The sequence below is a fragment of the Mycobacterium lentiflavum genome, assembly GCF_022374895.2.
GTDB lineage: Bacteria > Actinomycetota > Actinomycetes > Mycobacteriales > Mycobacteriaceae > Mycobacterium > Mycobacterium lentiflavum.
Map to the genome: position 1 here is coordinate 3,314,883 of NZ_CP092423.2, position 25,689 is coordinate 3,340,571.

Genomic DNA, 25,689 nt, shown 5'->3' on the forward strand with positions numbered 1-25,689 from the left:
GGTGCAGCAACGATGACTTCGGGTATCGCGTCGATTCTCCGTGGGTACGAGCCAGACCGCACTCGGCTCATCGACATTTTGTGGGATGTACAACGCGAATTCGGCTACATCTCCACCGAATCCGCCGCCGGGATAGCCGATTGGCTCGGGCTGTCCGTCGAAGATGTTCTGGAGACCGCGACGTTCTACCATTTCTTCCACACCACGCCGTCAGGCCGTCACCGAATTTATCTGAGCAACAACGTCATCGCGAAGATGCACGGCTACCGTCAGGTGTATGAAGCCCTCGAACTCAACACCGGGACACGATTCGGCGGCCCCGGCTCGGCCGATTTCGGACTGTTTGAAACCGCCTGCATCGGGTTGAGCGATCACGAACCGGCGATGCTCATCGACGATGTCGTGTTCACAGACCTGACACCGGCTTTGGTCGGCGACATCATCGAGGCATTGAAAACCGGTGATTCTCCGGCCCAGATCGCCAATCCAGCTGGCCTGCCTCGCGACGAAGTGGCATACGTCGATGCGCTGACACGCACGACCGTCCATACGGCGGGGCCGGTGTTCTTCTGCGGTGACACCGACTACACCGCGTTGTTGCACCGCTGCCGGGCGACGGCCCCCGAGGACGTGGTCGCCACCATCTCCGAGTCTGGCCTGCGGGGGCTAGGCGGCGCGGGTTTCCGCACCGGCAACAAGTGGAAGCTCTGCCACGCGGCCGCGGGCGACGAGAAGTACATCATCTGCAACGCCGATGAGGGCGAGCCCGGGACCTTCAAGGACCGGGCGTTGCTGACCTATTCCCCCAAGCAGGTATTCGCGGGCATGGCGATCGCGGCATACGCCGTCGGCGCCCGACGTGGCATCCTCTACCTTCGCGCAGAGTACGCGTATCTGCGCGACTACCTGGCACAGCAACTGGTGGAGCTACGCGAGGACGGGGTACTCGGCGAGACTTTCGACATCCGCATCCAGTTGGGCGCCGGGGCCTACATCTGCGGCGACGAGTCCGCGCTACTCGAGTCCTGTGAGGGCAAGCGGGGAACGCCCCGACTCAAGCCGCCGTTCCCGGTCGAGCACGGTTTCCTGGGCAAGCCGACGGTCGTCAACAACGTCGAGACATTCGCCGCGGCGAGCCGGATCATGCAGGAGGGTGCCGCGTGGTTCGCTGCAATGGGGGTGCCTGGGTCAACCGGCACCCGGCTAATCAGCGTTGCCGGCGACTGCGCGGCACCCGGGATCTATGAGGTGGAGTGGGGCATCACGCTGCGTGAAGTGCTCGACTTGGTCGGAGCCGACAACCCCCGGGCCGTACAGATCAGCGGTCCCTCCGGGGAGATGCTCTCGGTGGCCGGCGATGCCGACCGCAGATTCGCCTACGACGACGTGTCCTGCAACGGCTCCTTCATGGTGTTCAACCACGAACGCGACCTGCTCGAAATCGTCGGGGACTTCCTGCAGTTCTTTGTCGCCGAGTCCTGCGGCATCTGTGTGCCCTGTCGCGCAGGCAATGTGATGCTGCGGCAGAAGGTCGGCCTGGTAGCCGCGGGTCGGGCGGTCCGATCCGATCTCGACGACATGGTTGCCTGGGGTGGGATCGTCGCTAAAACCAGCCGGTGCGGGCTTGGTGCCACCTCGCCCAATCCGATCCTGACCACGTTGAAAAAGTTCCCGGAAATCTATTCGGCCCGACTTTGTGAGCGAAATGGCGACCTGCTGCCGTCCTTCCACCCAGCGGCTGAGCTGACCGATTATGCCGAAGCCGTTGCCGCACTGGCACCACAGGAGTCGCTGTGAGCATCCGGATCGAGATCGACGGCGAAGCCGTCACCTGCGAGGAGGGCAGGACGCTCGTCGATGTCGCCGCCGAGGCGGGCGTCTACATCCCGACCTTGTGCTATCTGCCCGAACATCCCGTCCTGGGTACCTGCCGAGTGTGTTCGGTCAAGGTCAACGGCGTGGTCGGCGCCGCCTGTGCGGTCGAGGTCAGCGATGGGATGCGAGTGGAGGTCAACGACCCGGAGACCACCGACGCGCGTAAGGCGCTGGTGGAGTTGCTGTTCGCCGAGGGCAACCACAACTGCCCCAGCTGTGAAAAGTCCGGGCGGTGCACGCTGCAGGCGGTCGGCTACGAGGTGGACATGATGGTGTCCCGTTTCCCCTACCAGTTCCCCGAGCGCGTTGCCGAGCATGCGGCGGACACGATTTGGCTGGAGCGCGACCGCTGCATCTTCTGCCAGCGTTGCGTGGAGTTCGTCCGGGATCGCGAGACCGGCAAAAAGATCTTCAGCATCAGCGGCCGCGGCGCGGATGCCCGCATCGAGATCGATATCGAACTGGCCAACAGGATGCCCGTCGAACAGGTCCGCGAGGCCGTCGACATCTGTCCCGTCGGAACGATACTCGAGAAAGGGGTTGGGTATGACGAGCCTATCGGCGAGCGGCGCTACGAAGTCGAATCGGTGAAGGACCGGGCGCTAGAAGCACCACGGAGGCAGGGCAAGTGACGACGTCGAACATCAATGAGCTTGCATCGCACCAACTTCCGGCCACCCCGCTCGACCCGGAACTGGCCGCCAAACGCGCCGGCAAGATCAAGGTCTCGATGATCAGCCTCTGTGGCTGTTGGGGATGTAGCTTGTCGTTGCTCGACATCGACGAGCGGATGATCGACCTGCTGGACAAAATCACAATAATGCGATCGTCTTTCACCGACATCAAGCGCATTCCGGAGCGGTGCGCGATTGGATTCATCGAGGGCGGCGTCGCCAACAAGGACAATATCGAGACACTGCGGCACTTCAGGGACAACTGCGACGTGCTGATCTCGGTCGGCGCTTGCGCGATCTGGGGTGGTGTCCCGGCACTGCGTAACCTGGTGGGCCTCAAGGATTGTCTGGCGGAGGCCTACACGAACTCCCCGACGGCGCCGCCCGCCTCCAGTCCGGTGGTGCCCTACCACCATCGGATCCCTATCCTCACCAACGACGTCTATCCGTGCCACGAAGTCGTGCAGATGGACTACTTCATCCCGGGCTGCCCGCCGGAGGCGGACGCAATCCTTGACGTCCTGGAGGATCTGGTCAACGGACGTCCGGTGAATCTGCCCAAGTCTCTCAACCGTTTCGACTGATCGGGGAAATGCCGGTATGGCGAAGACGCTCGTAATCGATCCGGTCACCCGAATCGAAGGACACGGAAAGGTGGTCATCGAACTCGATGACGAGCGCAACGTCATCGATGCCAAGCTGCACGTGGTGGAGTTCCGCGGCTACGAGAAGTTCATTCAGGGCCACCCGTACTGGGAAGCACCCGTTCTCATGCAGCGGATCTGTGGGATCTGTTTCGTCAGCCACCACCTTGGCGGCGCCAAGGCCCTCGACGACATGATCGGCGTCGGGCCGGCGTCGGGCACGAATCTCACCCCGACAGCAATCAAGATGCGCCGGCTGGGTCACTACGCACAGATGCTGCAATCACACGTCACCGCCTACTTCTACCTGGTGGTACCGGAGATGTTGTTCGGGATCGACGCCGCGCCCGAGCAGCGCAACCTAATCGGACTGATCGAGGCCAACCCCGATCTCATCAAACGTGTTGTCCGGCTGCGTAAGTGGGGTCAGGAGGTCATCGCCGCCGTCTTCGGAAAGCGCATGCACGGCCTTTCCGCGGTGCCCGGTGGCGTGAACAAAAACCTGACAGCCGCCGACGTGAACCGCTTGCTGCGCGGCGAGGACGGATTGTCCTCCATCGACGAGGTCATCGACGACGCTCAGCTGGGTCTGCAGATGTTCTACGACTTCCATGACGAGCACCGCGCCCAAGTCGACGGCTTCGCCAATGTGGCGGCGCTGAACATGTGTCTGGTGGACGATGACGGCAACGTCGACTACTACGACGGGCGGCTCAGGGTCGTCGACGAGCACAAGCAGCTCATCCGCGAGTTCGATTACCGCGACTATCTCGACCACTTCTCCGAGGGTGTCGAGAAGTGGACCTACATGAAGTTCCCGTACCTCACCGACCTCGGCCGCGACGCCGGGTCGGTGCGGGTAGGCCCGCTGGCCCGGCTCAACGTCACCCAGGCCCTGTCGACACCAATCGCCGCCGAAGCGCTGGAGAGGTTTCACGCGTACACCGGCGGACGCGCCAACAATATGACGCTGCATACCAATTGGGCGCGCACCATCGAAATCATCCACGCCGCCGAGGTGATCAGGGGCTTGCTCAACGATCCCGACCTGCAAAAGGATGACCTCGTGGTGTCACCGGGCGCCTGGACCGGAGAGGGGGTCGGGGTGGTGGAAGCCCCCCGGGGGAGCCTGTTGCACCACTACCGCGCCGATCGCGAAGGCAATATCACCTTCGCTAACTTGATCGTGGCCACCACCCAAAACAACCAGGTGCTCAACCGGACGGTACGCAGCGTCGCCGAGGATTATCTCGGCGGCCAGGCTGAGATCACCGAGGGCATGATGAATGCCATCGAGGTCGGGATCCGCGCCTACGATCCCTGCCTGAGCTGCGCCACCCACGCCCTGGGGCAGATGCCTTTGGTCGTCACCGTTGTCGACTCGCGTGGACGGGTGCTCGATGAACACGTGCGCTGAACCAGACTTTGTCAGTCTCGCGCTGCTCGACAATCCCACGTCGCTGATCTACGGCATCGGTAACGCCGGACGTCAGGACGACGGGTTGGGCTGGGCCTTCATCGACCGGCTCGAGCAAATCCGGCCTCAGCCTCGAGCACACCTGCGCCGTACCTATCAGCTGAGCCTCGAAGACGCCGATCTAATCAGCCGATTTACGCGAGTGCTGTTCGTGGACGCCACCAAAGACCCTGCGGTCAAATCGTTCACCGTCAGCCGTCCGGAGCCGAAGCTGGACTTCAGCTTCACCTCGCACGCAATCTCGGTGCCGGCAATCCTGGCCACCACCCAGCAGTGCTTCGAAACCGTTCCTCACGCCTGTTTGCTGGCGATCCGCGGCTACGAATGGGAACTTCAACACGGACTGACCAACGCCGCCGAACACAACCTGAACCACTCATTGGGGTTCTTGTCCAGACCGCAGTAGCGCCGGCCGCACCAGTGGACGCTGCTTTGGACTGCTGGCTCGCAGTGGCCGTTCGGTGTCGTGAGTTTGCTAACCGGGTGCGGGACCACCAGGAGCGGCGAAGCCGCCAGCACAACCCGGCAGGCCATAGCGGGCCAGATCTGCGGCCGGCAGGCCACCGCCAAGCCCCGCTACCCGAGGACGATTCCAAAGGTTGACGGCGGTGCGAACAGTTGTCGGGTGCCGGATCGACATTCGTCGCTCCCGTCATGCCGGTGCGCACCAAAGCGTTTCCGGTCGGTTCGGCTGACCCACCTGACCTTCGATGTGGCTTGACCGCGAACGGGTACCGTGGCGCTGTGTATCCGCTCGATCTTGCCGCGCACTGATGGACCAGGCAGACACCGCGCGTCCGGACCGCAATTTAGCGGTGGATTACTACCGCGTCTCGGGCGTGATTCTGATCGTGCTGGGGCACTGGCTGGCCGGATCCGTGACCTACCACGACGGGCATTTCGGACGGCAGAATCCGCTCGTCGATATGCCCTGGACGCAGTGGCTGACCTGGCCGTTTCAGGCGGTGCCGGTGTTCTTCCTGGTGGCCGGTTATGCGGGTGCGGTGTCCTGGACGCATCACCGCGAGAGCGGCGGGGTATCGCGCCAGGCCTGGCTTCGGCGTCGGCTCGCGCGCGTTCTGGGTCCGACAGTGGTGTACGTCGCGCTGGTGTCGGCGATCGTGGTGGCCGCGGCGGGCTACGGAGTCGGCGGTTCGCTACTGGAATATGCGGGCTGGGCGGTCGCGATGCACCTATGGTTCCTCGCCGTATACGTGTTGGTGGTTTCGCTGACGCCGGTTGCGATTGCCGCACAACGCCGTTGGGGGCTCTGGGTGCCGGTAGTGATCGCAGTGGCAGTCACGGTGGTCGACACCATGTTGAAGCGGGGCCCGCTGCATGATCTCGGTTGGCTGAACTACCTGTTGTGCTGGGGAACGCTGTACCAGCTCGGCATCGCTTGGCATGGTGGGCTATTGGCCGGCCGTAGGCCCCTGCTGCTCGCCAGCGGATCCGGGGTAGCACTGGCGCTGCTGATCTGGCTGGCGGGTTATCCGGTGAGCATGATCGGCATCCCCGGCCAAGCCGTGCAGAACACCTCACCTCCGACGGTGGCCATGCTCGCATTCGGCTGCGCGCAGGCCGGAATCGCGATGGCGGCCGCACCGGCGCTCAATCGCATCCTGCGCGCGGGCGCGATCCAACGGGTGCTCGCCGTCGGCAACAACAATGTGATGGCCCTCTACCTGTGGCACATGATTCCCGTCGTGATCGTGGCGCTGGTCGGTTACCCGGCCGGCGTGTTGATGCAACCATCGGAGGGCACGGCCGCGTGGTGGCTGGGCCGGCTGCAATGGGTTGCCATCCTGGGACTCGTGACGGCGGTCGAGATGGTGTTGTTGTGGTGGGGACGGCGGCTGTTCGCCGCGCCACTCCCCCTGCTCGGCATCCCGCTGCCGCTGGGCTGGGCCGAACCGGTCATGTTGCTGGGTGCCGTGCTGGCGGCATACGGCCTTGAGTTCGTCGCCGCCGACGGGTTCGCCCCGGATGGGCACTTTGCCCGGGTCACGGTCGCGGTCTTCGCGGTCGGTGCGCTACTGGTGGCGTTTCATCCCAACCAGGTCAGCTCGCGACCCGCCACGCCCGCACCCACGCCCTAGCTCATTGTGCTGTTAGTTTGGGTAGGCTAACCTCTGCATGACAGGAGGCTTGGCCGTGACACTTGCATTGCCGATCGATCCGCACGCCGACGCTTCTCGACGTGCGTGGCTGCCCTGCCCCAATTGCGAATGGGGCCGCGACAAGTGCGTGCAGTGCCGCGGCAGCGGCAACTGCACTTTCCATTGGCAGTACCTGTTGAGCAATCACGCAATGCGCCTGCACCTGCAATGCCCGGGCTGTGCGACCTTGTGGTCGATCGACACTCGTCATCACTGACGCCTGGCTTCACATCGCCCGTTGTCAGCGGGTTCGATCGAGCCCGCGCTCGGGCGAATGCGACTAGCGTCCGTTTCGGAACTGGCAGATCGGCGACGACACGATCGCGTATTCGTCGACGTGATACCGAATTACGCGTGCGCTAACCCTCGCTGAACGCGTCGGGCAGCGGCCGCCGACAGACTTCGCGGGCCTCGTCGGCACCCAGCCCAAACAGGCGCAACACGTTTTCGGTGACGGTGTCGGCGGCACCTGCGTCGTCACGGTCCGGATCGTCGCGCAGTAGCTTTCCGAGGCCGAGCAGCGCACCACCGGCCATGGCGAGGGCGAGCTCCGGGTCGTCGACGTCGAACCTGCCCGCATCGACGCCGGCTTTGATATCGCGCAGCGCCCGGGGAGCCAGGCCCCGGTCGGACGACAGCAAGGCCGGTCCATGCGCCAGCAGTATCTCGCTCTCCTGGGGCCGCTGACGAAACAGCCGACCGGTCAGCCGGAAACTGGCGGCGAAGGTTTCGGCCGGATCCTCGATCGATTCGGTGAGCCGGTCCAGCATTGCCCCGTGGGCATCGAGCACGTCGGCGACCGCGGCCTCGAACAACTGCTCCTTGGTGTCGAAGTGGTTGTAGAAAGAACCCATTCCGACGTCGGCGGCCTGGGTGATCTCTAGCACCGGCACGTTGAGTTTGCCTTCGGCGATCATCCGCTGCGCGGCCTTGATCAGCGCCGCCCTGGTGCGCTGCTTGCGCCGCTGAAGACGATTGGGCTGGTCGACTTCCTCGGGCATGACGCTCACCCACAGAGTATGCATCACTTTTGAGGATTTCGTCAGAACCCTTGACCGAGCGTTGTCTCGTATGTGACGATTTCGTCAGTTATGTTTTCTCAAGCCAGCGACACGCACCGAGATCTGCACAGCGAGCAGGGTGCACTCCCGGGCGAACCCAGCGGCCGGTCGCGGAACCCGGCGATCAAGGTTGTCGACATCGCGTGGCTCGAATTCGAGAAGCCGGACCTGGCCCGCTCCGAGGCATTCGCGCGGGCGTTCGGCTTTCAGTCGGCACAGGGCAGCCCGGAGGAAATTCAACTGCGTGGTACCCAGGCGGGTGCACCGTGCGTGATCCTGCGGCGCGGACCGCGAACGCGGTACACCGGCGCGGCCTTTCGGGCCGGCGATGAGGCCGACGTGCGGCGGCTGGCCGACCGGTGCGGCACCCGCGCGCGGCCGCTGCCGGATTCTCTCGGCGGTGTGAAGGTCGACCTGATCGACCCCAGCGGCATGCCGGTCCGCGTGGTCGCCGGCATGCACGAGCTGCCGGAAGTGGCGAGCCAACAGTCCCACACATTCAACTTCGGAGACCACCCGCGGCGCATCAATGCCTGCCAGCGTCCGCCACGGGTGCCGGCACGAGTGCAGCGCCTGGGGCACCTGGTGGTGCAGACCACGAAATACCTCGAAACCCTGAACTGGTATCTGGACAATCTGGGGATGGTCGTCAGCGACTTCCTGTTCTTTCCGGGGCAGCGCGAACGCGGACCGACCATGAGCTTCATCCGTTGCGATCGAGGATCCACTCCCGCCGATCACCACACACTGGCGGTTGCTCTGGGGCCGGCGAACCGCTACGTCCATTCCGCTTATCAGGTCAGCGATCTCGATGCCCTGGCCGCGGGCGGGGAATACCTGCGCGAGTGTGGCTACGTTCGGTCGTGGGGAATCGGCAGGCACATCCAGGGCAGCCAGATCTTCGACTATTGGCGCGATCCCGACGGTTTTCTGGTCGAGCATTTCGCCGACGGAGACCTGTTCGACAACACCGTCGAACCCGGCTGGGCACCGCTGCGCGCGTCCGGCTTGGCCCAGTGGGGACCGGCGGCGACCAGAGACTTTCTGGGAACTGATCTGAAATCAGCTCGCCACGAACTGGTTTCGATGATCACCGCGCTGCGCGCCCGCAACGAATTCGATATCAACCGCCTCATCGGTCTACTGAAGGTGCCCACATCATGACCGTTTCCGTCCTGCGCACTGCCGACGCCTGGTGGCTCAAAACCGGGCCTAGCGCGGCGAAGATCGACACCGCGGCAACGACGACCGGCGCACTGCTGGCGGATCGAGCGGCAATCGACGCCGCCGCGAATGCCGACACCGTCGGAGTAGGCGACCTCCCGCTGCTTTCGCCGGTGACCCGGCCGTGCCGAGTGGTGGCTCAAATGACCAACTTTGAGTCGCACGTCAGGGACGCGGGCATGGACCCGGCCTCGGTTCCGCTGACGTTCTTTCGCAAGGCCTCTGCATCGATCACCGGTCCGTACGACGAGATCGTCAAACCGCCACACGTTCAGCTGCTCGACTACGAGGTGGAAATCGGGCTGGTGATCGGGCGCGCAATCCCGGTCGGCACCACCATTTCCGAGGCGAACCTGGCCGAGTTCATCGCCGGATTGGTGGTCACCAATGACGTTTCGGCCCGCGACGTCCAGCTTCCGCAAACCCAGTTCTACGAGGCCAAGTCGTACCCGACGTTCACCCCGGTGGGACCGGAGCTGGTGTTGCTGACGCCCGACGAGCTCGACCGCTTCGGCGATCTGCGGCTGCGTCTGAGTGTCAATGGCGTCGAACGGCAGAACGCTCTGGTCGACGGGGACATGTTGTATCGGCCGCTGCAAGCTCTGCAGTCACTCACCCAGTTCCAGGAACTCGCCCCGGGCGACTTGGTGCTCACCGGCACCCCGGCCGGCACCGCGCTCAGCGCTCCACCCAAGCCGCTGGCGATGATCGGGAACCTGCTACCGACCTCGCTGAAGTGGAGGGTGTTCTTCAGCCGTCAGGCCGGCAACCCGAAATATCTGCGACACGGTGACATCGTCGAGGCGTCGGTCGCCACCGACGACGGAGCCGTCGACCTCGGATCACAGCGCAACGCAGTCCGATTCGCTTGAGCGCTAAGGCTATTCGGCGCGTTCCCGTTGTGATCGTCGGCGCCGGACCCACCGGCATCACCGCCGCTACCCTGTTGGCTCAGTACGGCGTGGACAGCCTGGTCCTCGATCGCTGGCGCGGCGTCTATCCACAACCGCGCGCCGTCCACCTGGACGACGAGGTTTACCGCGTTATCGCCCGGCTTGGCATCGCCGACGAGTTCGCCGCTATTTCGCGGCCGGCGCTGGGCTTGCGATTGCTCGACGGATGCCTGCGCGTCCTCGCCGAATTCACTCGCGATACGGCCCGCAGCCGCAACGGATTTCCGCAGGCCAACATGTTCGACCAACCGGAGTTGGAGGCACTGCTGCGGTCAAACCTCGAGCGGCACCCACCGGCTGAGCTGCGCGGCGACGTCGAGGTTACCGACGTGACCGACACCGGACAATGCGTGCGCGTCACCTTCACCGACCATACCGACGGCACCGTGCACCAGGTCGATACCGACTATCTGCTGGGTTGCGACGGAGCCAACAGCCTGGTGCGCGCCCAAATAGGGTCAGCCATGCGGGATTTGAACTTCGAACAGCGCTGGCTGGTCATCGACGTCGCCACCGACGCCGACCTGCGCCAGTGGGAAGGCGTGCACCAAGTGTGCGATCCGACTCGCGCGGGTACCTACATGCGCATCGGAGCGTCACGCTACCGCTGGGAGTTTCAGTTGCTCGACGGCGAATGTGCCGATGAATTCGGCACTCTGACTGCCCTGCGGCCGCTGATCGCACCTTGGACTGCCGGTGTCGAGGACCATGAACTGGTGCTGCTACGCGTCACGGAGTACACGTTTCGCGCTCAGATCGCCGAGCGCTGGCGCCGGGCCAACATCTTCATCCTCGGTGACGCGGCGCACCTGACTCCCCCGTTTATCGGCCAAGGCATGGGAGCCGGGATGCGCGACGCGATGAATCTCGCCTGGAAGATCGCCGGAGTTCACCATGGCAACCTCGCTCCGGCCGTTCTGGATACCTATGAGCAGGAACGTAAACCGCACGCCCGAAGCCTGATTCGGTTGGCACTCAACGTCGGTCGCGCGATGACCGGGGGCGCCCGAGTGGGCAACGTGCTGCGCCGCGTGGTCCTGCCCCGACTGCGGCTGCTCCCTGGATTGCGCGACAAAGTGGTCGACTCCACCACACCGGCACTGCGATCTTCTGCGTTGGTGTGCAGATCACGCCGACCCGGCCAGCTGGCCGGCACGCTATGCCCAAACCCACGGCTGGCCGATGATCAGCGGCTCGACGAGGTGTTGGGCAGCGGCTTCGGCCTGATCACCACCCGCAGCCCAAACGCCGCCGATGAAGCCGCGCTTGCGCAGCGCGGCTTCATCGTGCTGGTTACCCAGCCAGGCGACGAACTCGCGCACTGGCTGCGCGACGGCCACGCCGCGGCCGCGCTGGTCCGCCCGGATCGGGCGGTCATGCGCGCTGGGCGCGACGTCGGCGCGCTGTGCGCATGGGCATGCGGCATCGTGGATGGCCGGTTCAGTCCGACGCTTAAGTCGGGCGCGCGACGATGACCGGTACCAACACCGAATGCAGGACGGTATTGCTGACCGACCCCAGGATCAGACCGGTGAGACCACCGCGGCCGTGACTGCCCACCACCACCAGCTGCGCCTCTAAGGACTTCGTCTGTTGAATGATCTGTTGGGCGGGCAGATCCCGAACCAGGAGCCGACGCACTGTGACATCGGGATATTGTTCGTGCCAACCGGCCAGCCTTTCGGTGAGACTGCGCTCGGCCTCGGCCTCGACCGACTCCCAGTCGAATGCTGGAAGTTCGAGAATTGCGACGTCACTCCATGCGTGCAGAGCGACCAGATCGACTCCCCGGCGAGACGCTTGATCGAACGCGATCGCCGTCGCGAGTTCCGACGCCGGTGAACCGTCGATTCCCACCAGAACGGGGCCGTGCTGCGGGTCCGGCACGTCTTCGTCGCGGATGACCGCGACCGGGCACTTAGCGTGGCGCACCACAGTTGAACTAACCGAACCGAGCACCCCGCGCGCCAGCAGCCCGCGACCCGAGCTGCCCACGACGATCATCTCGGCGTCGTCGGACATCTTGATCAGGGCCAGCGCGGGAGTCGAATAGACGAACTCCTTGGTGATGGTGACCTGATGGCCCGCCGGCATCGCCTCCTCGGCCAATTTGAAGGCGTGAGCGAGTTGCTGGCGGCAATCGTCTTCCAGCTTTACCAACACGGAGTCGGGATAGGGAACCGGCGGCCAAGTAGTGGTGGGAGTCACCACCGCGTGGAAAAGGGTCAGCGGAATGTGGTGCATCGCCGCGTCCCGGGCCGCCCAGACAACGGCGGTGTCCGATGCGGCTGAGCCATCGACCGCGACAACGATACCGAGTGGTTTGACAGGTGCCGACATTTCGTACTCCTTTCGTCAGGAGTAACGCTATTGACCGGCAGGGTGTCGGTCGTGAGGCTTTGGTCCCCAACCACCGGGACTTCAGGACCTTCGCGAGGTGGTCACGGGTCGACCGGTGTTCCCGTTGCGGCGCCCGGCGTCGAGCTATCGGTGTTGGCGGTCCTTGAACTCGTTGCAAGCCCTTCCGCGTCGATGACGAGCGCGTCGCTCATGGAGTGCTCCGGTTCTCGCCCGTCCGTGACGGCGGGTCAGTTTGATGTACGGGATCCACACGCGACATCACACGCCCGAACTGCCGTCGCCGCAGTGACCGCCGAGCGCGAGCGAAATTTGCTCAGCCGAACAGACTTTGCGCGATGTAGTGGCCCTCTGCCGGCGCGGGCGGAACTGCGAAGATAGCTGATCCGATGTGACGGATGTACTCATTGAGGAGGTCGTTGGCGCCCAGCCGGTTCTGCAAACGAATAAAATTTTGCGGATCATTTTGATACGAGACGAACAGCAGTCCAGCGTTCAGTTGGCCATTGGGGTCCAGGCCGTCGGTGTAATTGTAGGAGCGGCGGCGAATCATGATGCCGTCATTGTTTTCCCGGGCCGCCAAGCCGACGTGTGAGCGCGGATCGATCAGCGGTTCGCCGTCGGCGCCGTTGGCGGCGAAGTTCGGCGTGTCGAATTCGGCCTTGCCGCCAAGCGGCGCCCCTTCCTGCTTGGTCCGGCCGAAGATCTTCTGCTGGTTGCCGATCCGGTCGACGTCCCACGTCTCCAGCAGCATCCGGATCTTGCGAACGACCTGATACGTGCCGCCGTTCATCCACGACTGGTCGCTGTTGTCGACCCAGACGAAACGTTCATACTCGGTCTCGGTGGCGACGTTGCGGGTACCGTCCTTGAATCCCAACAGGTTTCGCGGGGTCTGCTGACCGGAGCCGGCCGATGCTCGGCCGAAGCCCAGCACCGCCCAGAACGGGGACACGATATTGCGGCCGAGACGGGCCAGATTACGCACCGCGTGGTAGCAGACCTGCGGGTCGTCGGCGCAGGCTTGCACCGACAGATCGCCGCCGTGCAGCCTCGGATCGAGGTTGTCCCCGTTGAGCGGCGGCAGATCGGTAAATACCGCCGGACGCCGTGCGGCAAGACCGAACCGATCACCGAACAGCGACGGCCCCAATCCGATCGTGACGGTGAGACTGGCAGGGCTCAGCCCGTAGGCCTCCCCGGTATCGGTGGGAGGCTGCACCTCGACCTGCGGCTGGACCGTTCCGACGGGCTTACCCTGCTGCAGCACCGCCACCGCGGCCGACCAGCGCGCCAGCAGCGCCTGGACATCGGCACGAGCGGCGGCCGAAGCCAACGAAAACGACATAAAGACGGCGTAACGCTGTGGGAGCGTGGCGATTCCGCCCTGGTGCAGCTGGCCGTAGAAGGGATAGCTGCGGCGCATGTCCACGATGTCGTCATCGTCGCCGTGGTGCGCGGTCGCAGACGCGTAGCCGGCGAACCCGCCACCGACGGCACCGACCGCGGCCCCGGTGAGACCGGCCAGCATCGCGCCGCCGAGCATTCGCCGCCGCGATACCGACGCGTCATCGGCCGGCGTCTCGACGCCGTCGACAGCCACCTCGTCGTCAGCCATGATCAGTTGGCGGAGACCACTTTTTGAGCGACCATCGACAGGCTCTGATGCAGCGGCTGAATCACCGCGGTCAGTTTCGGCGCATCGCTGCCCTGCAGTACCGGAGTGTACGTCCGGTAACCGCCCAGCGCGGCCGGGTCGCGGTAGCCGTCCAGCACACTGAGCACCGCACGGAACTGCTGATCGATCTGACTGACCAAGTTGGCGTCGATCTTCTCCAGGCCCGGCCGAAGCGACGCATAAGCCTGTTGGGCGCCTTCGACGTTTCCCGAAAAATCAACCAGATCAATGTGGCTGAATGCCTCTTCCTCGCCGGTGATCTTGGTGTTCTGCACCTCTTCGATCAAATCGCTTGCGCCGTTAGCCAAGTCTTCCGGCTTGTATTGCAGGCCGGCGACCACATCTTTCAATTTGCCTACGTTACCGACCAATTCGGTGCTCAAGGCCTTGGTACCGGGGGTGATCGCGTTACCCTGCCAGAGGTCGCGCTCGATGGCGTGGAAGCCCTTCCAACCGACCTTGGCGTCGACGGGAGTCGAAGCGCGCATATCGATCAGATAGTCCAGGCTGCCCGCGTTGTCGCCGACCGCGAAGCCCGGCAGGACGAAGCCCTCGACGCTGGATTCCGCGCGCTCATAGAACAGTCGGGCTTTGGCGTAGGCCGCCTTGGCGGCGTCGAGGTTGCCGGACTGGATCGCCGCATCGAGTGCTTTCACTCCGTCACTGAGCTGGCCGATCTGAGTCACGATGTAGGTCGCGTAGTCCTTGGTGCCCTGACCGAGGATGCTCGCCACCGTACCCGCCGGCCCTGCCGGCGCCTGACCCGTCACCGTCAGGGTTTGGTATTCCGCACTCGCTCCGGGGCAATACAGCTGATACGAGCCGCCGTCCAGAGTGACCGTGAACGACACCGGGTTCAACCCGGGTGCGAGGTTCTCCTTCTCGCCAACGATGCGCTGATCTCGGAGCAACTCCATCTCGGTGATGCCCGGCGCGCTGGTGTTGACGACGGTGAAGGTCACCGGCCCGGCCGGCACGCTGGTGGTGTCCAGCGCGCAACCGTCTTTGCCGCCGCTGTTGGCCATCGTTACTTTGACAGCGTTCGTCCCGCCGGGTGCACTGGCTTGCCGAGATGTCGGGGGGCTCGAGGCTGGATTCGAGTGGTTGCAGCCGGTCGCGGCCAATACCGTGATGGCTACCAAAGCCGGTGCGACCAGCCAGAATTCACGAGACCGCGACCTTGCCCGGGCGGTGCGATTCGCTATCACTCGTTTTCCTCTCCTGTTCGGCTCGCGCGTCACTGCGCATCGAGATTATGGCGCCAAGGGCACAAGCCAGCGCAAAGCAGGCTAGTACCAACGGAAGCCAGACCAGCCATAGCTGTCGCTCGGCGTGTTTCTGGGTGCCGGCGGCGATCTGCCCGGCGGTCGACTGGTCTTCGGCGGCGGTGGTCGACCAGTCCGTCGGTAGCCCACCAAGGCTGACGGTCTTAGCCCCGGTCAGCCCACCGCCGGTCAAGATCGCCGTGCGGTTGCTCGTCGCTTGCGCACTGATGACGGAATCACCTTGCGCGAGAACGGTATACACCGTAGTCGTTGCCCACTGCCCCACAAACGGCCCCGGGGTGCGGCCGGCCGCCAGACCGACCGGCAGCCGGCCCCCCGCCATGTTTCGCAATTGATCCAGCGTGACCGCCGGCGCACCATCGGCGCCGGCGGGTTCTGAAGCCTGCCATGCCTGGACCGGCAAACCGTCCACGGTTTGGTCGTCCGCCGGGATCAGCGGGATGCGGCGGACGGTCGAGGTGTCGTCGGCGGCGACGGTCAGCTCACGTCCGTGCGGGCCGGTCGTGATCGACACCCGGGCGGTGCGGCCGGAGTGGTCAGTGACGGTGCGCGGCAGCGCGCTCGGCGACGAGCTATCGGCGGGCGTCATGGTCGCCAGCATCGCCGCGACGATGACCAGCACCGCCGCGGCTGCCAGCTGCAGCCGGCAGCGGGCTCGCGGCGTCGCCGCCAGGCGCGCAGGCCAAAGGAAGGCGACGAGCACGGGCACCGCGTATAGCAGCCAGCCCAGCACCTCGATGAGGCGAGGGTCGGTGGGGATGCCGAACACGCCGGCGAGCAACGCGCCCAGCACGGACTGGCTCGGTATCCAGGCCGAGAAATCGAGCACCTGCTGCTGGCCGATGGTCACCCAGCCCGCCTCGTGTGCGGTACGCAGCGCGCCCAGCACCAGCCCGGCGGCGATCAGCACCAGGAACACCCCGGTGATTCGGAAGAAGCGGCCGAGATTGAGCTTCAGACCGCCGAAGTACAGACCGACACCCAGCAGTATCGACACCCCGAGCCCGACCGCGCCGCCCAGCACGGCGAACCACCGGTTGCCGTGCGACGTCTGTGCGGCCGCCAGCAGGAACACCGACGTCTCGAAGCCTTCCTTGAGGACGGCCAGGAACGCCATGGCGACGAGCGCAAGTGACCCACCACGGTTGAGCGCCTGTTGAGCTTCGCGCTCGAGTTCGCCCTTGAGCCGCATGGAATTGCGGTTCATCCAGATGATCATCGAGGTCACAAACACCACGGCAATGGCGTTGATGACCGTCTCCATCATCTCCTGCTGGGCCTGTGGAAGTGTCGCCGAGAACAGATCCAGACCGACGCCGACCGCAACGCTGATCAGCACCGCCAAGGCCACGCCGCCAAACATCGGACGGGTCGCCTGCCCATTTCGCTTGAGGAAGGCCGCGACGATGCTCACGATGAGCGTCGCCTCCAGGCCTTCGCGCAGGCCAATGAGGAATGTGCCGAGGAAAACGCCGAATACGCCTTGCATACGTCCGATTCCCATCCCGTGGATCGGGACCTTCGACTTAGCCTAGCCTAAGTTTGCGTCGCGTTTTAGAGCGGTGGCTGGCATTGGACGGACCCGTGTCAGCGACCAGGCTCGGTCACGAAGTCGATGAGTTCTTCGACTCTACTGATCAGCGCGGGTTCCAGGTCGTTCCAGTCGCGCACACGCGACCGGATGCGCTGCCACGCCCGGGCGATGTCGGCCTGGCTAGCGTGCGGCAATCGAAGCGCCTGGCACGCGCCGTGCTTCCAGTCGATGTGCCGGGGCACCTCGGGCCAGGCCGTCAGGCCGAGCCGCTGCGGCTTCACCGCCTGCCAGATGTCGACGTAAGGGTGGCCGACGACCAGCGTGTCGGGCCCGCCGGGACTCCGGCGCACCGCCTCGGCAATCCGTGCCTCTTTCGAACCCGTGACGAGGTGATCGACGAGAACACCGAGCCGTCGCCCCGGACCGGGAGCGAACTCTGCCACGATGTCCACCAAATCGTCGACGCCACCGAGTTGCTCGACGACGACACCTTCGATACGCAGGTCCTCGCCCCAGACCTGGGCAATGAGTTCGGCATCGTGACGGCCTTCGACGTAGATCCGGCTGGCGCGCGCGACTCGAGCGCGCGCGCCCGATACCGCGACGGAGCCCGAGGCGGTACGGCTCGCGGCGGCCGGTACGGCGCGGCGCGGCTCGGTGAGGATCACCGGACGCCCCTCCAGCAGGTATCCGGGCCCCAGCGGAAAGCCACGGACGTGGCCATGCCGATCTTCCAGGTCGATGCGCCCGTACTCGACCCGCACCACCGCACCGACGTAACCGGTCTCGACATCCTCGACAACAAGTCCCAGGTCAGCGGGGTGTTCGGTCGAGCGCGGCTTGCGCCGACCGGCGGCCAGCACGTCCGTTCCGTAGCGATCCATCACGCGGGCAATACTAAGAACACTCGCGGCCGAAATCGGTGATCGGCGCGCCATGAACGCGTGCCGGCGGGCGCAAATAAAGCGGAAAGATCGAGGCCGTGAGCGTAAGGATCGCGTTGCCCGCCCGCGAATGAGAAGCTTACTGCTACGTTAATTAGGTGCGCGTAGCGCGCAAGCAGTTGACGAGGTGGAAGCAATGGGGATTGCCGGCCTGGTATCGAAGGCTGTCGCGTTTCTGCGCGCCGGCTACCCGACCGGGGCGCCGGACCGCGGCTACGTGCCGCTGCTGGCCCTGCTGCGCCGTCGCGTCACCGATGACGAAATCACGACCATCACAAGTGAATTCATGGCACGCAAAGCGGGGCCGGTCCGCACCGTCGATGTCGGAGTCGCTATCTTTCGGATCACGAATGAGATGCCCTCGCTGGACGACATCGCGCGCGTCGAGCAAAGACTCGATGCGATCGGGTGCGCACGGCGTTAATCCTGTGCGACCGGCCCGCCGCAGGCCGCCAAATAGTCGGCATAGTTCCACGTCTTCAAGAACTCCTGGCCCGCGACCAATCCGCGCTGGTAGAGAGCGTCGCGCTGCGCGGCGGTGATGTCGAAGTCGATTGGGCTCACCTCGTCGGCGGGCACGAAGATGGTGCGTCGCACCGTGCACGGATCGTCGATGTAGGCGTTGTCCTGATTGCTCACCAGGGTCTCTATCGCGGCGATACCCAACGACACCGGCCCGTGCACCGGATGGGTGGGCGCAATGCCCGGGCGCGCTGATAGCCGGATCCCGAACGTCGGCCACCGCGGCTGAGCCCGGTCGAACAGCTCCACCGGAAAGCTCGACAACAACCCGCCATCCACCCAGGTTGCGCCGGCCACTCGAACCGGTTCGAACACGTAGGGAATCGCCGCCGAGGCGTGCACGGCGCGTGCCACGGAGAAGTCGTTCGGGTCGATTCCATACAAGTCCAGGTCCCATGGGATGCGCACCAGCCGGCGCCGGGACAGATCGCTGGCGGTGACGACCAGCGACCACGCAAATTGTTCAGGTTCTTCACCGGTGCGCAGGTCGCCGAAGGTCCGCACACCCAGATCGGCCAGCAAGCCGGCCAGCAGGTGTTCGAGATAGGCGCCGCGGTAGACCCCATCCGAGACCAGCAGTGACAGCCCCCCACCGATCAGCGGCACATGCCCGATCAGGTTGCGGTCCAGAAACTTTCGGTAGTCGAGCGAACGCATGATCTCGGCGAGCCTGGCGAGTGGTTCGCCCGCCGCCTGCAGGGCGGCCACCAGCGACGCGACGATCGCGCCCGCGCTCGCCCCGGCGACGCGAGGGAATCGGTAGCCGGCCGCGGCCAGCGCGTCCACCGCCCCGACCAGGCCGATACCCCGGACGCCGCCGCCCTGACAAACCAGATCAACGGGCGCCCTGCTCATGAGATCCGGCGCCCGTCGGTCGCGAAGAAGTGCACATGTCCGGGTTCCGGATGCAACCGCACCCGGCTGCCCTTTTGGGGCGGATTGCGCCCATCGGCGCGAGCGACGACGTCTTGGTCGATTGCCTTCGCGGAGTAGGTGATTCGGCCATACAGGTAGGCGTCGGCACCGAGCTCCTCGACGACGTCGACCTCCATCTCGACACCGAGGCCGCCCAGCTCGAAGTGCTCGGGCCGGACGCCGACCACGATCTCACTCGCACTGTTGGCGATCTCACGCGGCAATGGGATCGGCCAATCCCCCAGCGACACAGCGGAATCGACGATGGGCAGAGTAAACAGGTTCATTGCCGGCGACCCGATGAATCCGGCCACGAACACGTTGGCGGGGTTGCGGTAGAGCTCGCGTGGCGCCGCGAATTGCTGCAGCACACCGTCGCGCAGCACCGCCACGCGGTCCCCCATCGTCATGGCCTCGACCTGGTCGTGGGTGACGTAAACGGTCGTGGTCTGAAGCCGCCGCTGCAGCGCGGCGATCTGATTGCGGGTTTGCACCCGGAGTTTGGCGTCGAGATTAGACAGCGGCTCGTCCATCAGGAAGACGTGCGGGCGCCGCACGATCGCGCGTCCCATCGCCACGCGCTGGCGTTGCCCGCCGGAGAGGTCCTTGGGTTTGCGATCCAGATATGGTTCCAGATCAAGCAGTTTCGCCGCGGCGAGCACCCGGTCGGTGATCTCTGCCTTGTTCGTTTTCGCGACCTTCAACGCGAAACCCATGTTCTGCGCGACCGTCATATGCGGGTACAGCGCGTAGTTCTGGAACACCATCGCCACGTCGCGATCCTTGGGATCGACATGGGTCACGTCGCGCTCACCGATGCGGACGCATCCGGCGTCCAGCGTTTCCAGTCCAGCGACCATCCGCAACGAGGTCGTCTTGCCGCATCCCGACGGCCCGACCAGGACGACGAACTCGCCGTCGCCGACCGACAGGTCGAGGCCGTCCAGGGCCGGGCGTTCCGCGCCCGGGAAGTGCCGCGTCGCCTGCTCCCAACTCACTGACGCCACGATTCACCCACCAAGTCCGGTCACCGCGATGCCGCGCACGAAGGAACGCTGTGCGACCGCATAGATGATCACCAGCGGCACCATGATGATGACCGAGGCCGCCATGATGATCGGCCAGCGGGCAACGTACTCTCCGCGCAGCCGCACCAGGCCGAGCGTCAGCGTGGCCAGGCTGTCGCGCTGAATCATCAACAGTGGCCACAAAAAGTCGTTCCAGACGTTGACCCAGGTGAGCACGGCAAGCACCATCACGGCGGGCCTGGCATGGGGCAACAGAATCCTCCAGTAGATCTGCCACGGCGTACAACCGTCGAGTATCGCGGCTTCCTCGAGATCGGCGGGCAGCGTTTGGAAGAACTGCCGCATCAGGTAGGTGCCGAACGCGCTGCCGAACAGGCCAGGCACGATCATCGCCCAGGGCGTGTCGACCCATCCCGCGGTCCGCATCAGGATGAACTGCGGAATCACCGTCACGGTCAGCGGTACCATCAGCGTCCCCAGGTACAACACGAACAACGTGTCACGGCCCCGGAATTGCAGTCGCGCGAAGGCATATCCGGCCAGCGAGCAGAAGAAAACCTGCCCCGCGGTCACGCATCCGGCGTACAACACGGTATTGAAAAACATTCGCCAGAAAGGCATCACATTGAACACCTCGGCGTAGTTCGACCACCGCGGATGGGACGGCAGCAGCTTCGGCTCGCTGATCTCACCCTCCCGCTTCAGCGAACCCGACACCGCCCAGGCGACCGGGAAAAGCCAGCACCAGGCGATGGTGATCAGCAGTGTGTAGACCACCACGGCGCGTAAAGCGCTGCGCTTGAACACCCCCTCAGCTAAGGCCACGCGAAGCCTCCCACGATCGCCGATGCGTCAGCCGCAACTGTACGAAGGTCAATACGAGCAAAATCGCGAACATCACCCAGGCCAGCGCTGACGCGTACCCGAATTCCAGGAAGGAGAAGGCATGCTGGAACAGCATGATGCCCAGCACGTAGGTCGATGTCTCCGGGCCGCCATTCGAACCATTGAGAACGTAGATCATGTCAAACGCCTGGAACGCGTGGATGATTGAAATGACGACGACGAAGGACACCGAGCCCCGGATCAGCGGGACCGTGATCGACCAGAACTGCCGTATCTCGCCCGCCCCGTCGATTTTGGCTGCCTCGTAGACGGTTTGCGGCACTCCTTGCATTGCCGCGAGCAGGATGATGGTCGCGAACGGCACACTGCGCCACACGGCGACCACGCAGAGCGAGGCCATCGCCCAATTGGGGTCGACAAGCCACGGAACCGGACCGAGTCCCACCCAGCCAAGCATGATGTTGAGCAGACCGTTGTCGGTGTTGAAGACGAACTGCCAGACGACCGCCAGCACCACCGACGAGATCGCCAGGGGCATGAAGACGATTGTCCGAACGATGGCGATGCCCTTGGCTTTCCGGTTCAGCACGGCCGCCACGATGAGACTGATGACGACGGTGGGTATGACCGTTCCTAGGGTGAAGACGATGGTGTTGCGGATCGCGATGAGGAACAGCGGGTCTGACGTGAAAAGGTCTTCGAAGTTCTTGAGGCCCACGAACTTTGGCGGCCTGAACACGTCCCATCGCTGGAAACTCATGTAAAGCGAGAACCCGAGCGGAAAGAGCATGAACACCGCGACCGCGGCCAGGTTCGGTGCCACGAACATGCGTCCCGCCCAGGCTCGCCGCCGGGACGGATACGGCCCCTGGGGACGGCGTTTCGCGGTGGCCGGGGTGAGCACGGCTGATCTGTTGACCGCTGTCATGGGTTGCGCAGCACCTCGTCAACTGCGACCGACAACCCGCTCAGCGATGTCGCGGGGCGCGAGCCACGCAAGACGGGCCCCATGTTGCGATCCATCAGCGCAACGACCTTTTCCCAAACCGGGGTGACAGGCAGGCCTTTGGAATAAGAGGGTCCTTCGGTGAGCACCGCGAGGTTGCGAATCCTCTGGTGGGCCTGGGCGAAGCCGTCCGAGCCGAGCACGGATCGCAACACCGGCACGAAGAGGCAGGATTGCGCGATGATCGCTTGACCCACGGGACCGCAGGCGAATTGGACGAATTGCCATGCCTGGTCCTGATGTCGGCTACTCGCCGAGATAGACAGCCCGGTGGTGCCGATGTTGGAGCAGGCGCTCTGTCCGCTGGGCAACGATGGGCCCACCGGCAGGGGCGCGACGTCGAAATCCAATCCCTCGGCGCGAATAAAGGTCTGGTACCGCCAGTGGCCGCCCAGCGCCATGGCCGCCTTGCCCGCGGCGAACAGATCTGAAGTCGACATCGATTGCACCTCGGAGGCATTGGGTGCCACCTTGTGTTTGTTGGCGAGGTCGGCGTAGAACTGCACGGCCTCCATGAACGCCGGGTTGTCGAAATTGAAATGGGTCGGATTGCGAATCGGCGTCGACCACGGTACGCCATTGTTCATCGCGAACAGTCCAGCCGAGTAATACGAGACGAAGGTGTTGACGAAGCCCCACTGCGTGACTCGTCCCGATCCATCACACTTGGTCAACGCCTGGGCCGTGTCGAGGAATTCGGCGAACGTCCACGTCTTGCCCCACGACGTCGGCGGGGCCGCCACGCCGGCGTCGGCGAACAGCCGCCTGTTGTAAAACAAGAAGTTTCCCGACCACTGCTCCGGAAAAGCCGATTGCTGATCATTGAACGTGAAGGTGTCATACAGCGGCCCAACGCTGTCCGCCTTGAACTGGGCGGCGAAGGCTTGATCGCGCCCCAACCGGTCGTTCAAGTCCAGCAACACCCCCCGGGCGGCCAGTTCGGCATAGCTCAACTCCCACGTCTGCAGCACGTCCGGGCATTTGCCTCCGGCGCAGAACGTGGACAACTGCTGCATCACTCCGGGCCCGGACCGCACGGCCCGAACCTTGATGTCGGGGTGGCGGCGCTCGAACTCAGCGACGACACGCAGGCGGGCGGCGGCCTCGTCCGGGTTGGCGGCGAAGAAGAACGTCAACGCGTCGTCGTCGGAAGCACATCCGCTGGCCCACGGCGCCACGGCCGCGGCCGTAAGCGCGCCAGCGCCCCGCACCAAGCTGCGCCGTCCGAACGGCTTATCGAGCATCGTGCTTCCGTTCTCGCCCCGTCGCCGACGCCCCCGCCGGCCGTGTCCCATGTCCTTGGTACCGGATGGGGCTGGGATATGTCTGAGACGGCCACTGCGGGAGCGCGAACACGGCCGGGCGCGGACTGCCGCCGTCGGCGGTGATGTCGATGGTGTGAATGCGATTGTCGGCGCCGATGCCGAGCCGCAACAGGATCTGCGCTCGCCCGCGCGACGCGATCACGATGCCCGGAGCCCCGTCGATCAGCATCACCACGCCGGCTCGCGCACGCTGCGCGAATCGACGCGTCTCCTCGGCGACCTGGCGGGCCCCGCGCAGCTCGACGGCGACGTCATCGGGAACCAACACGCGATCGACCCTGCGCACCACATCGGGCGCCAGCAACTCGAGCAAAGTGGCGATATCACCGCCGCGAGATGCGGTCAGAAACGCTTCGACGATCTCGAGGTGCCCGGCCAGGTGGCGCGGTTGGGCGGGCGAGCCACCGTGCAGTCGCGAGCGGGCCCGACTCGCCAGCTTCTTCGCGGCAGTCGGTGACCGGTCCAGCACGTCACCGATCGTCTCGAACGGCACCGCGAACAGGTCGTGCAGGACGAACGCGACGCGCTGCGCGGGCGAGAGGCGATCCAGCACCACCAGCATCGCGGTGCCGACCGAGTCGGCCAGCAGCGCGTCCTCGTCCGCCGACGCCGACGTGGTAGCTGCCAGCCGGTCGAATTCATGCGCGTCGGCCACCGGCTGCTCGGCGCGGCGCTTTCGCGCGCGCAGCTGGTCGAATGCCTCGTGCGCGGTAATCGTGGTGAACCACCCGGTCAGGTTGCCGACGTCGCCGATGCCGTCAGCCCGGCTGGCCTTCAGCCACGCGGACTGTACCGCGTCGTCGGCATCCGCGGTCGAGCCGAGCAGCCGGAACGCCACCGCCCGCAAGTGCTGACGATCGGCGTCGAACCGCTGCGCCAGATCGGCGAGGTTCACCAGATTTTCGGTTGCGTTCATGGGTCACCTTTTCCGCACGGGAGTCGTCAAGAAGATGACCGCATCGATCGAACTCTCTGCACCAAAGAGACCAGCACCATGACCCTACCGATTCTGCGGCGCGGCGCGCACCGCAGCCAGGTGGCTCGCTGCGCGGAAACAGCTGTACCACAACGGTTTGAACGAAGGAAAGGACCTGATTGGCATGCACCTCGCATACCTGGTGATCACCCTGATCACCGTGATCGCCACCGGCGCGATCGCCGTCGCCGACCTCATCCCCGCGAAATTCGTGTTGGCAAACTCGGCCGAGGTCGGCGTGCCCCGTTCGTGGATACCGGCGTTGGCGTTGACGAAGCTGGCCGGGGCCGTGGGACTGGTCGCCGGGCTAGTGGGTCTGCCGGCGTTGGGCATCGCGGCCGCGGCCGGCCTGGTCCTGTTCTTTGTCGGGGCGGTGCTGACTCACATCAGGGCACACGTCTGGTACAACATCGCCTTTCCGGGCGCGTTCCTGTGCCTGTCCGCAGCGTCGCTGGCGCTGCTGGTGAGTGAGCGCTACTAGCTGGTCATGCGGGTCTTGACCGCGTCGTCCTGCTTTTTTGCCACGTCCAGCACGAAGTCCTGCGGAGCGGCGTCGTTGGGTCCGCTGTCGAACTCCAGGTCGACGATGACCTTGCCCTCGGAGAACACCACGTAGGTCACCGATTTGGTGTTATCAGGCGACGGGCCGACGACGATGACCCCGTTAGTCCCCACCGCGAACGGCTGCGGGGCACCGGTGACGTATTTGCCCAGCGAGGCCGGGCGGTCTTTGGCCCCTTGGGCGGCCGATGCCGCGTCGGTAAAGACCACGAGGAGGTCGGTGATGGTGTGGGTCTTGGAGGTGTTGCTGAAGGTCACCGCCACCCCGGCCACGCCGCCGGGGTTCTGCTCGGGCGGACCCAGTGTGGTGTCGGCGCCGATGTCGGCGGCCGTGACCAGCAAGTTGGAGTAGTCGGCCAGTGGCGCGGTTCCCGAAGGCGCCGCGCTCGACGCGGATGAGGACGTTGCCGAACTCGACGACGCCGCCGAGGTCGACGAGGACGTCGACGACGATGACGGGGAAGATGACTTTTCGTCTTTGCCACAGGCTGTGACGGTCAGCAAGGCGCTGATCGCCACCCCAACGCCGACGGTTTTTACCACACTCATCGCTTGCCTACGTTTCATGACAGCTATTTCTACGGCACCTATCAGGTTCTCGGCAATACATGCAACGCTGGTAGCGCGCCGATCGGGGCACCCG

Annotated in this window: 24 protein-coding genes; 11 read left to right on the plus strand and 13 right to left on the minus strand. The window is 64.8% G+C overall.

The features are described from left to right. Positions 1 to 12: 12 nt before the first annotated feature. From MJO58_RS15535 to MJO58_RS15560, 6 genes are all read left to right on the plus strand, one after another. On the plus strand, positions 13 to 1,797 hold the full coding sequence (locus tag MJO58_RS15535) for an NAD(P)H-dependent oxidoreductase subunit E (RefSeq protein ID WP_239719967.1): 1,785 nt from the start codon (positions 13 to 15) through the stop codon (positions 1,795 to 1,797). Beyond that, positions 1,794 to 2,507 carry a 2Fe-2S iron-sulfur cluster-binding protein gene (locus MJO58_RS15540; protein ID WP_090603016.1) on the plus strand — a complete coding sequence of 238 codons (714 nt, stop codon included), beginning with the start codon at positions 1,794 to 1,796 and terminating at the stop codon, positions 2,505 to 2,507. Before MJO58_RS15535 ends, MJO58_RS15540 begins: the two co-directional genes overlap by 4 nt. Then, positions 2,504 to 3,133, plus strand: coding sequence for an NADH-quinone oxidoreductase subunit B family protein (locus tag MJO58_RS15545; protein ID WP_239719968.1), 630 nt, complete (start codon positions 2,504 to 2,506; stop codon positions 3,131 to 3,133). The genes MJO58_RS15540 and MJO58_RS15545 overlap by 4 nt, the downstream gene beginning before the upstream one ends. A gap of 16 nt (positions 3,134 to 3,149) precedes the next feature. Continuing rightward, positions 3,150 to 4,610, plus strand: coding sequence for a Ni/Fe hydrogenase subunit alpha (locus tag MJO58_RS15550; protein ID WP_090603020.1), 1,461 nt, complete (start codon positions 3,150 to 3,152; stop codon positions 4,608 to 4,610). Continuing rightward, positions 4,594 to 5,076, plus strand: coding sequence for a hydrogenase maturation protease (locus tag MJO58_RS15555; RefSeq protein WP_090603022.1), 483 nt, complete (start codon positions 4,594 to 4,596; stop codon positions 5,074 to 5,076). Before MJO58_RS15550 ends, MJO58_RS15555 begins: the two co-directional genes overlap by 17 nt. Positions 5,077 to 5,443: 367 nt before the next feature. Further along, a complete protein-coding gene (locus tag MJO58_RS15560; RefSeq protein WP_239719970.1) occupies positions 5,444 to 6,769 on the plus strand; it encodes an acyltransferase family protein in 1,326 nt (441 codons plus the stop codon). Between the two features lie 419 nt (positions 6,770 to 7,188). Here MJO58_RS15560 and MJO58_RS15565 read toward each other — a convergent pair whose 3' ends face one another. Then, on the minus strand, positions 7,189 to 7,830 hold the full coding sequence (locus MJO58_RS15565; protein ID WP_090609113.1) for a TetR/AcrR family transcriptional regulator: 642 nt from the start codon (positions 7,828 to 7,830) through the stop codon (positions 7,189 to 7,191). A gap of 90 nt (positions 7,831 to 7,920) precedes the next feature. Between MJO58_RS15565 and MJO58_RS15570 the strand changes: the two genes are divergently transcribed. From MJO58_RS15570 to mhpA, 3 genes are read left to right on the plus strand one after another with little or no spacing between them, the layout of a single operon-like run. After that, complete coding sequence (locus MJO58_RS15570; RefSeq protein WP_090603030.1) at positions 7,921 to 9,054, plus strand: VOC family protein; 1,134 nt, start codon at positions 7,921 to 7,923, stop codon at positions 9,052 to 9,054. Next, on the plus strand, positions 9,051 to 9,986 hold the full coding sequence (locus tag MJO58_RS15575; RefSeq protein WP_239719972.1) for a fumarylacetoacetate hydrolase family protein: 936 nt from the start codon (positions 9,051 to 9,053) through the stop codon (positions 9,984 to 9,986). The genes MJO58_RS15570 and MJO58_RS15575 overlap by 4 nt, the downstream gene beginning before the upstream one ends. Next, positions 9,983 to 11,542 (plus strand): bifunctional 3-(3-hydroxy-phenyl)propionate/3-hydroxycinnamic acid hydroxylase MhpA, encoded by a 1,560-nt coding sequence (gene mhpA / locus MJO58_RS15580; protein ID WP_239719973.1) that lies wholly within the window; start codon positions 9,983 to 9,985, stop codon positions 11,540 to 11,542. Before MJO58_RS15575 ends, mhpA begins: the two co-directional genes overlap by 4 nt. Here the strand turns inward: mhpA and MJO58_RS15585 are convergent. The 5 genes from MJO58_RS15585 to MJO58_RS15605 form a co-directional block, all read right to left on the minus strand. Next, the gene (locus tag MJO58_RS15585; protein WP_090603038.1) at positions 11,520 to 12,407 is read right to left on the minus strand and encodes a universal stress protein; all 888 of its coding nucleotides are present in this window, start codon (positions 12,405 to 12,407) and stop codon (positions 11,520 to 11,522) included. The genes mhpA and MJO58_RS15585 overlap by 23 nt on opposite strands. 334 nt (positions 12,408 to 12,741) lie before the next feature. Beyond that, positions 12,742 to 14,043 carry an iron uptake transporter deferrochelatase/peroxidase subunit gene (efeB, locus tag MJO58_RS15590; protein ID WP_239719974.1) on the minus strand — a complete coding sequence of 434 codons (1,302 nt, stop codon included), beginning with the start codon at positions 14,041 to 14,043 and terminating at the stop codon, positions 12,742 to 12,744. A 2-nt stretch (positions 14,044 to 14,045) separates the two neighbouring features. After that, the gene (efeO, locus tag MJO58_RS15595) at positions 14,046 to 15,245 is read right to left on the minus strand and encodes an iron uptake system protein EfeO (protein WP_434086374.1); all 1,200 of its coding nucleotides are present in this window, start codon (positions 15,243 to 15,245) and stop codon (positions 14,046 to 14,048) included. Positions 15,246 to 15,267: 22 nt separating this feature from the next. Next, positions 15,268 to 16,878, minus strand: coding sequence for an iron uptake transporter permease EfeU (gene efeU, locus MJO58_RS15600; RefSeq protein ID WP_350355920.1), 1,611 nt, complete (start codon positions 16,876 to 16,878; stop codon positions 15,268 to 15,270). A gap of 98 nt (positions 16,879 to 16,976) precedes the next feature. After that, the gene (locus tag MJO58_RS15605; RefSeq protein WP_239719976.1) at positions 16,977 to 17,810 is read right to left on the minus strand and encodes a DUF3097 domain-containing protein; all 834 of its coding nucleotides are present in this window, start codon (positions 17,808 to 17,810) and stop codon (positions 16,977 to 16,979) included. Positions 17,811 to 18,003: 193 nt separating this feature from the next. Between MJO58_RS15605 and MJO58_RS15610 the strand changes: the two genes are divergently transcribed. Continuing rightward, positions 18,004 to 18,291 carry a DUF3349 domain-containing protein gene (locus MJO58_RS15610; RefSeq protein ID WP_090603047.1) on the plus strand — a complete coding sequence of 96 codons (288 nt, stop codon included), beginning with the start codon at positions 18,004 to 18,006 and terminating at the stop codon, positions 18,289 to 18,291. Here the strand turns inward: MJO58_RS15610 and MJO58_RS15615 are convergent. From MJO58_RS15615 to MJO58_RS15640, 6 genes are all read right to left on the minus strand, one after another. After that, on the minus strand, positions 18,288 to 19,244 hold the full coding sequence (locus MJO58_RS15615) for a patatin-like phospholipase family protein (RefSeq protein WP_239719977.1): 957 nt from the start codon (positions 19,242 to 19,244) through the stop codon (positions 18,288 to 18,290). The genes MJO58_RS15610 and MJO58_RS15615 overlap by 4 nt on opposite strands. Then, positions 19,241 to 20,311 (minus strand): ABC transporter ATP-binding protein, encoded by a 1,071-nt coding sequence (locus tag MJO58_RS15620; protein WP_090603052.1) that lies wholly within the window; start codon positions 20,309 to 20,311, stop codon positions 19,241 to 19,243. Before MJO58_RS15620 ends, MJO58_RS15615 begins: the two co-directional genes overlap by 4 nt. A 3-nt stretch (positions 20,312 to 20,314) precedes the next feature. Then, a complete protein-coding gene (locus MJO58_RS15625; RefSeq protein ID WP_090603055.1) occupies positions 20,315 to 21,157 on the minus strand; it encodes a carbohydrate ABC transporter permease in 843 nt (280 codons plus the stop codon). Beyond that, on the minus strand, positions 21,144 to 22,007 hold the full coding sequence (locus tag MJO58_RS15630) for a carbohydrate ABC transporter permease (protein ID WP_239723301.1): 864 nt from the start codon (positions 22,005 to 22,007) through the stop codon (positions 21,144 to 21,146). The genes MJO58_RS15625 and MJO58_RS15630 overlap by 14 nt, the downstream gene beginning before the upstream one ends. A 95-nt stretch (positions 22,008 to 22,102) precedes the next feature. Further along, entirely contained in the window at positions 22,103 to 23,428 is a 1,326-nt protein-coding gene (locus MJO58_RS15635) for an ABC transporter substrate-binding protein (protein ID WP_239719978.1), read from the minus strand. Then, the gene (locus MJO58_RS15640) at positions 23,418 to 24,425 is read right to left on the minus strand and encodes a sigma-70 family RNA polymerase sigma factor (RefSeq protein WP_239719979.1); all 1,008 of its coding nucleotides are present in this window, start codon (positions 24,423 to 24,425) and stop codon (positions 23,418 to 23,420) included. Before MJO58_RS15640 ends, MJO58_RS15635 begins: the two co-directional genes overlap by 11 nt. Positions 24,426 to 24,609: 184 nt before the next feature. Here MJO58_RS15640 and MJO58_RS15645 point away from each other — a divergent pair, with 184 nt between their 5' ends. Continuing rightward, positions 24,610 to 24,966: a DoxX family protein gene (locus MJO58_RS15645; protein ID WP_239723302.1), complete on the plus strand. Its 357-nt coding sequence runs from the start codon at positions 24,610 to 24,612 to the stop codon at positions 24,964 to 24,966. Here the strand turns inward: MJO58_RS15645 and MJO58_RS15650 are convergent. Next, positions 24,963 to 25,595 (minus strand): hypothetical protein, encoded by a 633-nt coding sequence (locus tag MJO58_RS15650; protein ID WP_139043280.1) that lies wholly within the window; start codon positions 25,593 to 25,595, stop codon positions 24,963 to 24,965. The genes MJO58_RS15645 and MJO58_RS15650 overlap by 4 nt on opposite strands. Between the last annotated feature and the right edge of the window lie 94 nt (positions 25,596 to 25,689).

Bases quoted from the DNA above. Each gene is read 5' to 3' on its own strand.
- MJO58_RS15535 (WP_239719967.1), top strand. From the start codon at position 13: ATGACTTCGGGTATCGCGTCGATTCTCCGTGGGTACGAGCCAGACCGC.
- MJO58_RS15550 (WP_090603020.1), top strand. From the start codon at position 3,150: ATGGCGAAGACGCTCGTAATCGATCCGGTCACCCGAATCGAAGGACAC.
- MJO58_RS15555 (WP_090603022.1), top strand. From the start codon at position 4,594: ATGAACACGTGCGCTGAACCAGACTTTGTCAGTCTCGCGCTGCTCGAC.
- MJO58_RS15560 (WP_239719970.1), top strand. From the start codon at position 5,444: ATGGACCAGGCAGACACCGCGCGTCCGGACCGCAATTTAGCGGTGGAT.
- MJO58_RS15565 (WP_090609113.1), bottom strand. From the start codon at position 7,830: ATGCCCGAGGAAGTCGACCAGCCCAATCGTCTTCAGCGGCGCAAGCAG.
- MJO58_RS15570 (WP_090603030.1), top strand. From the start codon at position 7,921: ATGTTTTCTCAAGCCAGCGACACGCACCGAGATCTGCACAGCGAGCAG.
- MJO58_RS15575 (WP_239719972.1), top strand. From the start codon at position 9,051: ATGACCGTTTCCGTCCTGCGCACTGCCGACGCCTGGTGGCTCAAAACC.
- MJO58_RS15585 (WP_090603038.1), bottom strand. From the start codon at position 12,407: ATGTCGGCACCTGTCAAACCACTCGGTATCGTTGTCGCGGTCGATGGC.
- efeB (WP_239719974.1), bottom strand. From the start codon at position 14,043: ATGGCTGACGACGAGGTGGCTGTCGACGGCGTCGAGACGCCGGCCGAT.
- efeU (WP_350355920.1), bottom strand. From the start codon at position 16,878: ATGCAAGGCGTATTCGGCGTTTTCCTCGGCACATTCCTCATTGGCCTG.
- MJO58_RS15610 (WP_090603047.1), top strand. From the start codon at position 18,004: ATGGGGATTGCCGGCCTGGTATCGAAGGCTGTCGCGTTTCTGCGCGCC.
- MJO58_RS15615 (WP_239719977.1), bottom strand. From the start codon at position 19,244: ATGAGCAGGGCGCCCGTTGATCTGGTTTGTCAGGGCGGCGGCGTCCGG.
- MJO58_RS15630 (WP_239723301.1), bottom strand. From the start codon at position 22,007: ATGTTCGTGGCACCGAACCTGGCCGCGGTCGCGGTGTTCATGCTCTTT.
- MJO58_RS15635 (WP_239719978.1), bottom strand. From the start codon at position 23,428: ATGCTCGATAAGCCGTTCGGACGGCGCAGCTTGGTGCGGGGCGCTGGC.
- MJO58_RS15640 (WP_239719979.1), bottom strand. From the start codon at position 24,425: ATGAACGCAACCGAAAATCTGGTGAACCTCGCCGATCTGGCGCAGCGG.
- MJO58_RS15645 (WP_239723302.1), top strand. From the start codon at position 24,610: ATGCACCTCGCATACCTGGTGATCACCCTGATCACCGTGATCGCCACC.
- MJO58_RS15650 (WP_139043280.1), bottom strand. From the start codon at position 25,595: ATGAGTGTGGTAAAAACCGTCGGCGTTGGGGTGGCGATCAGCGCCTTG.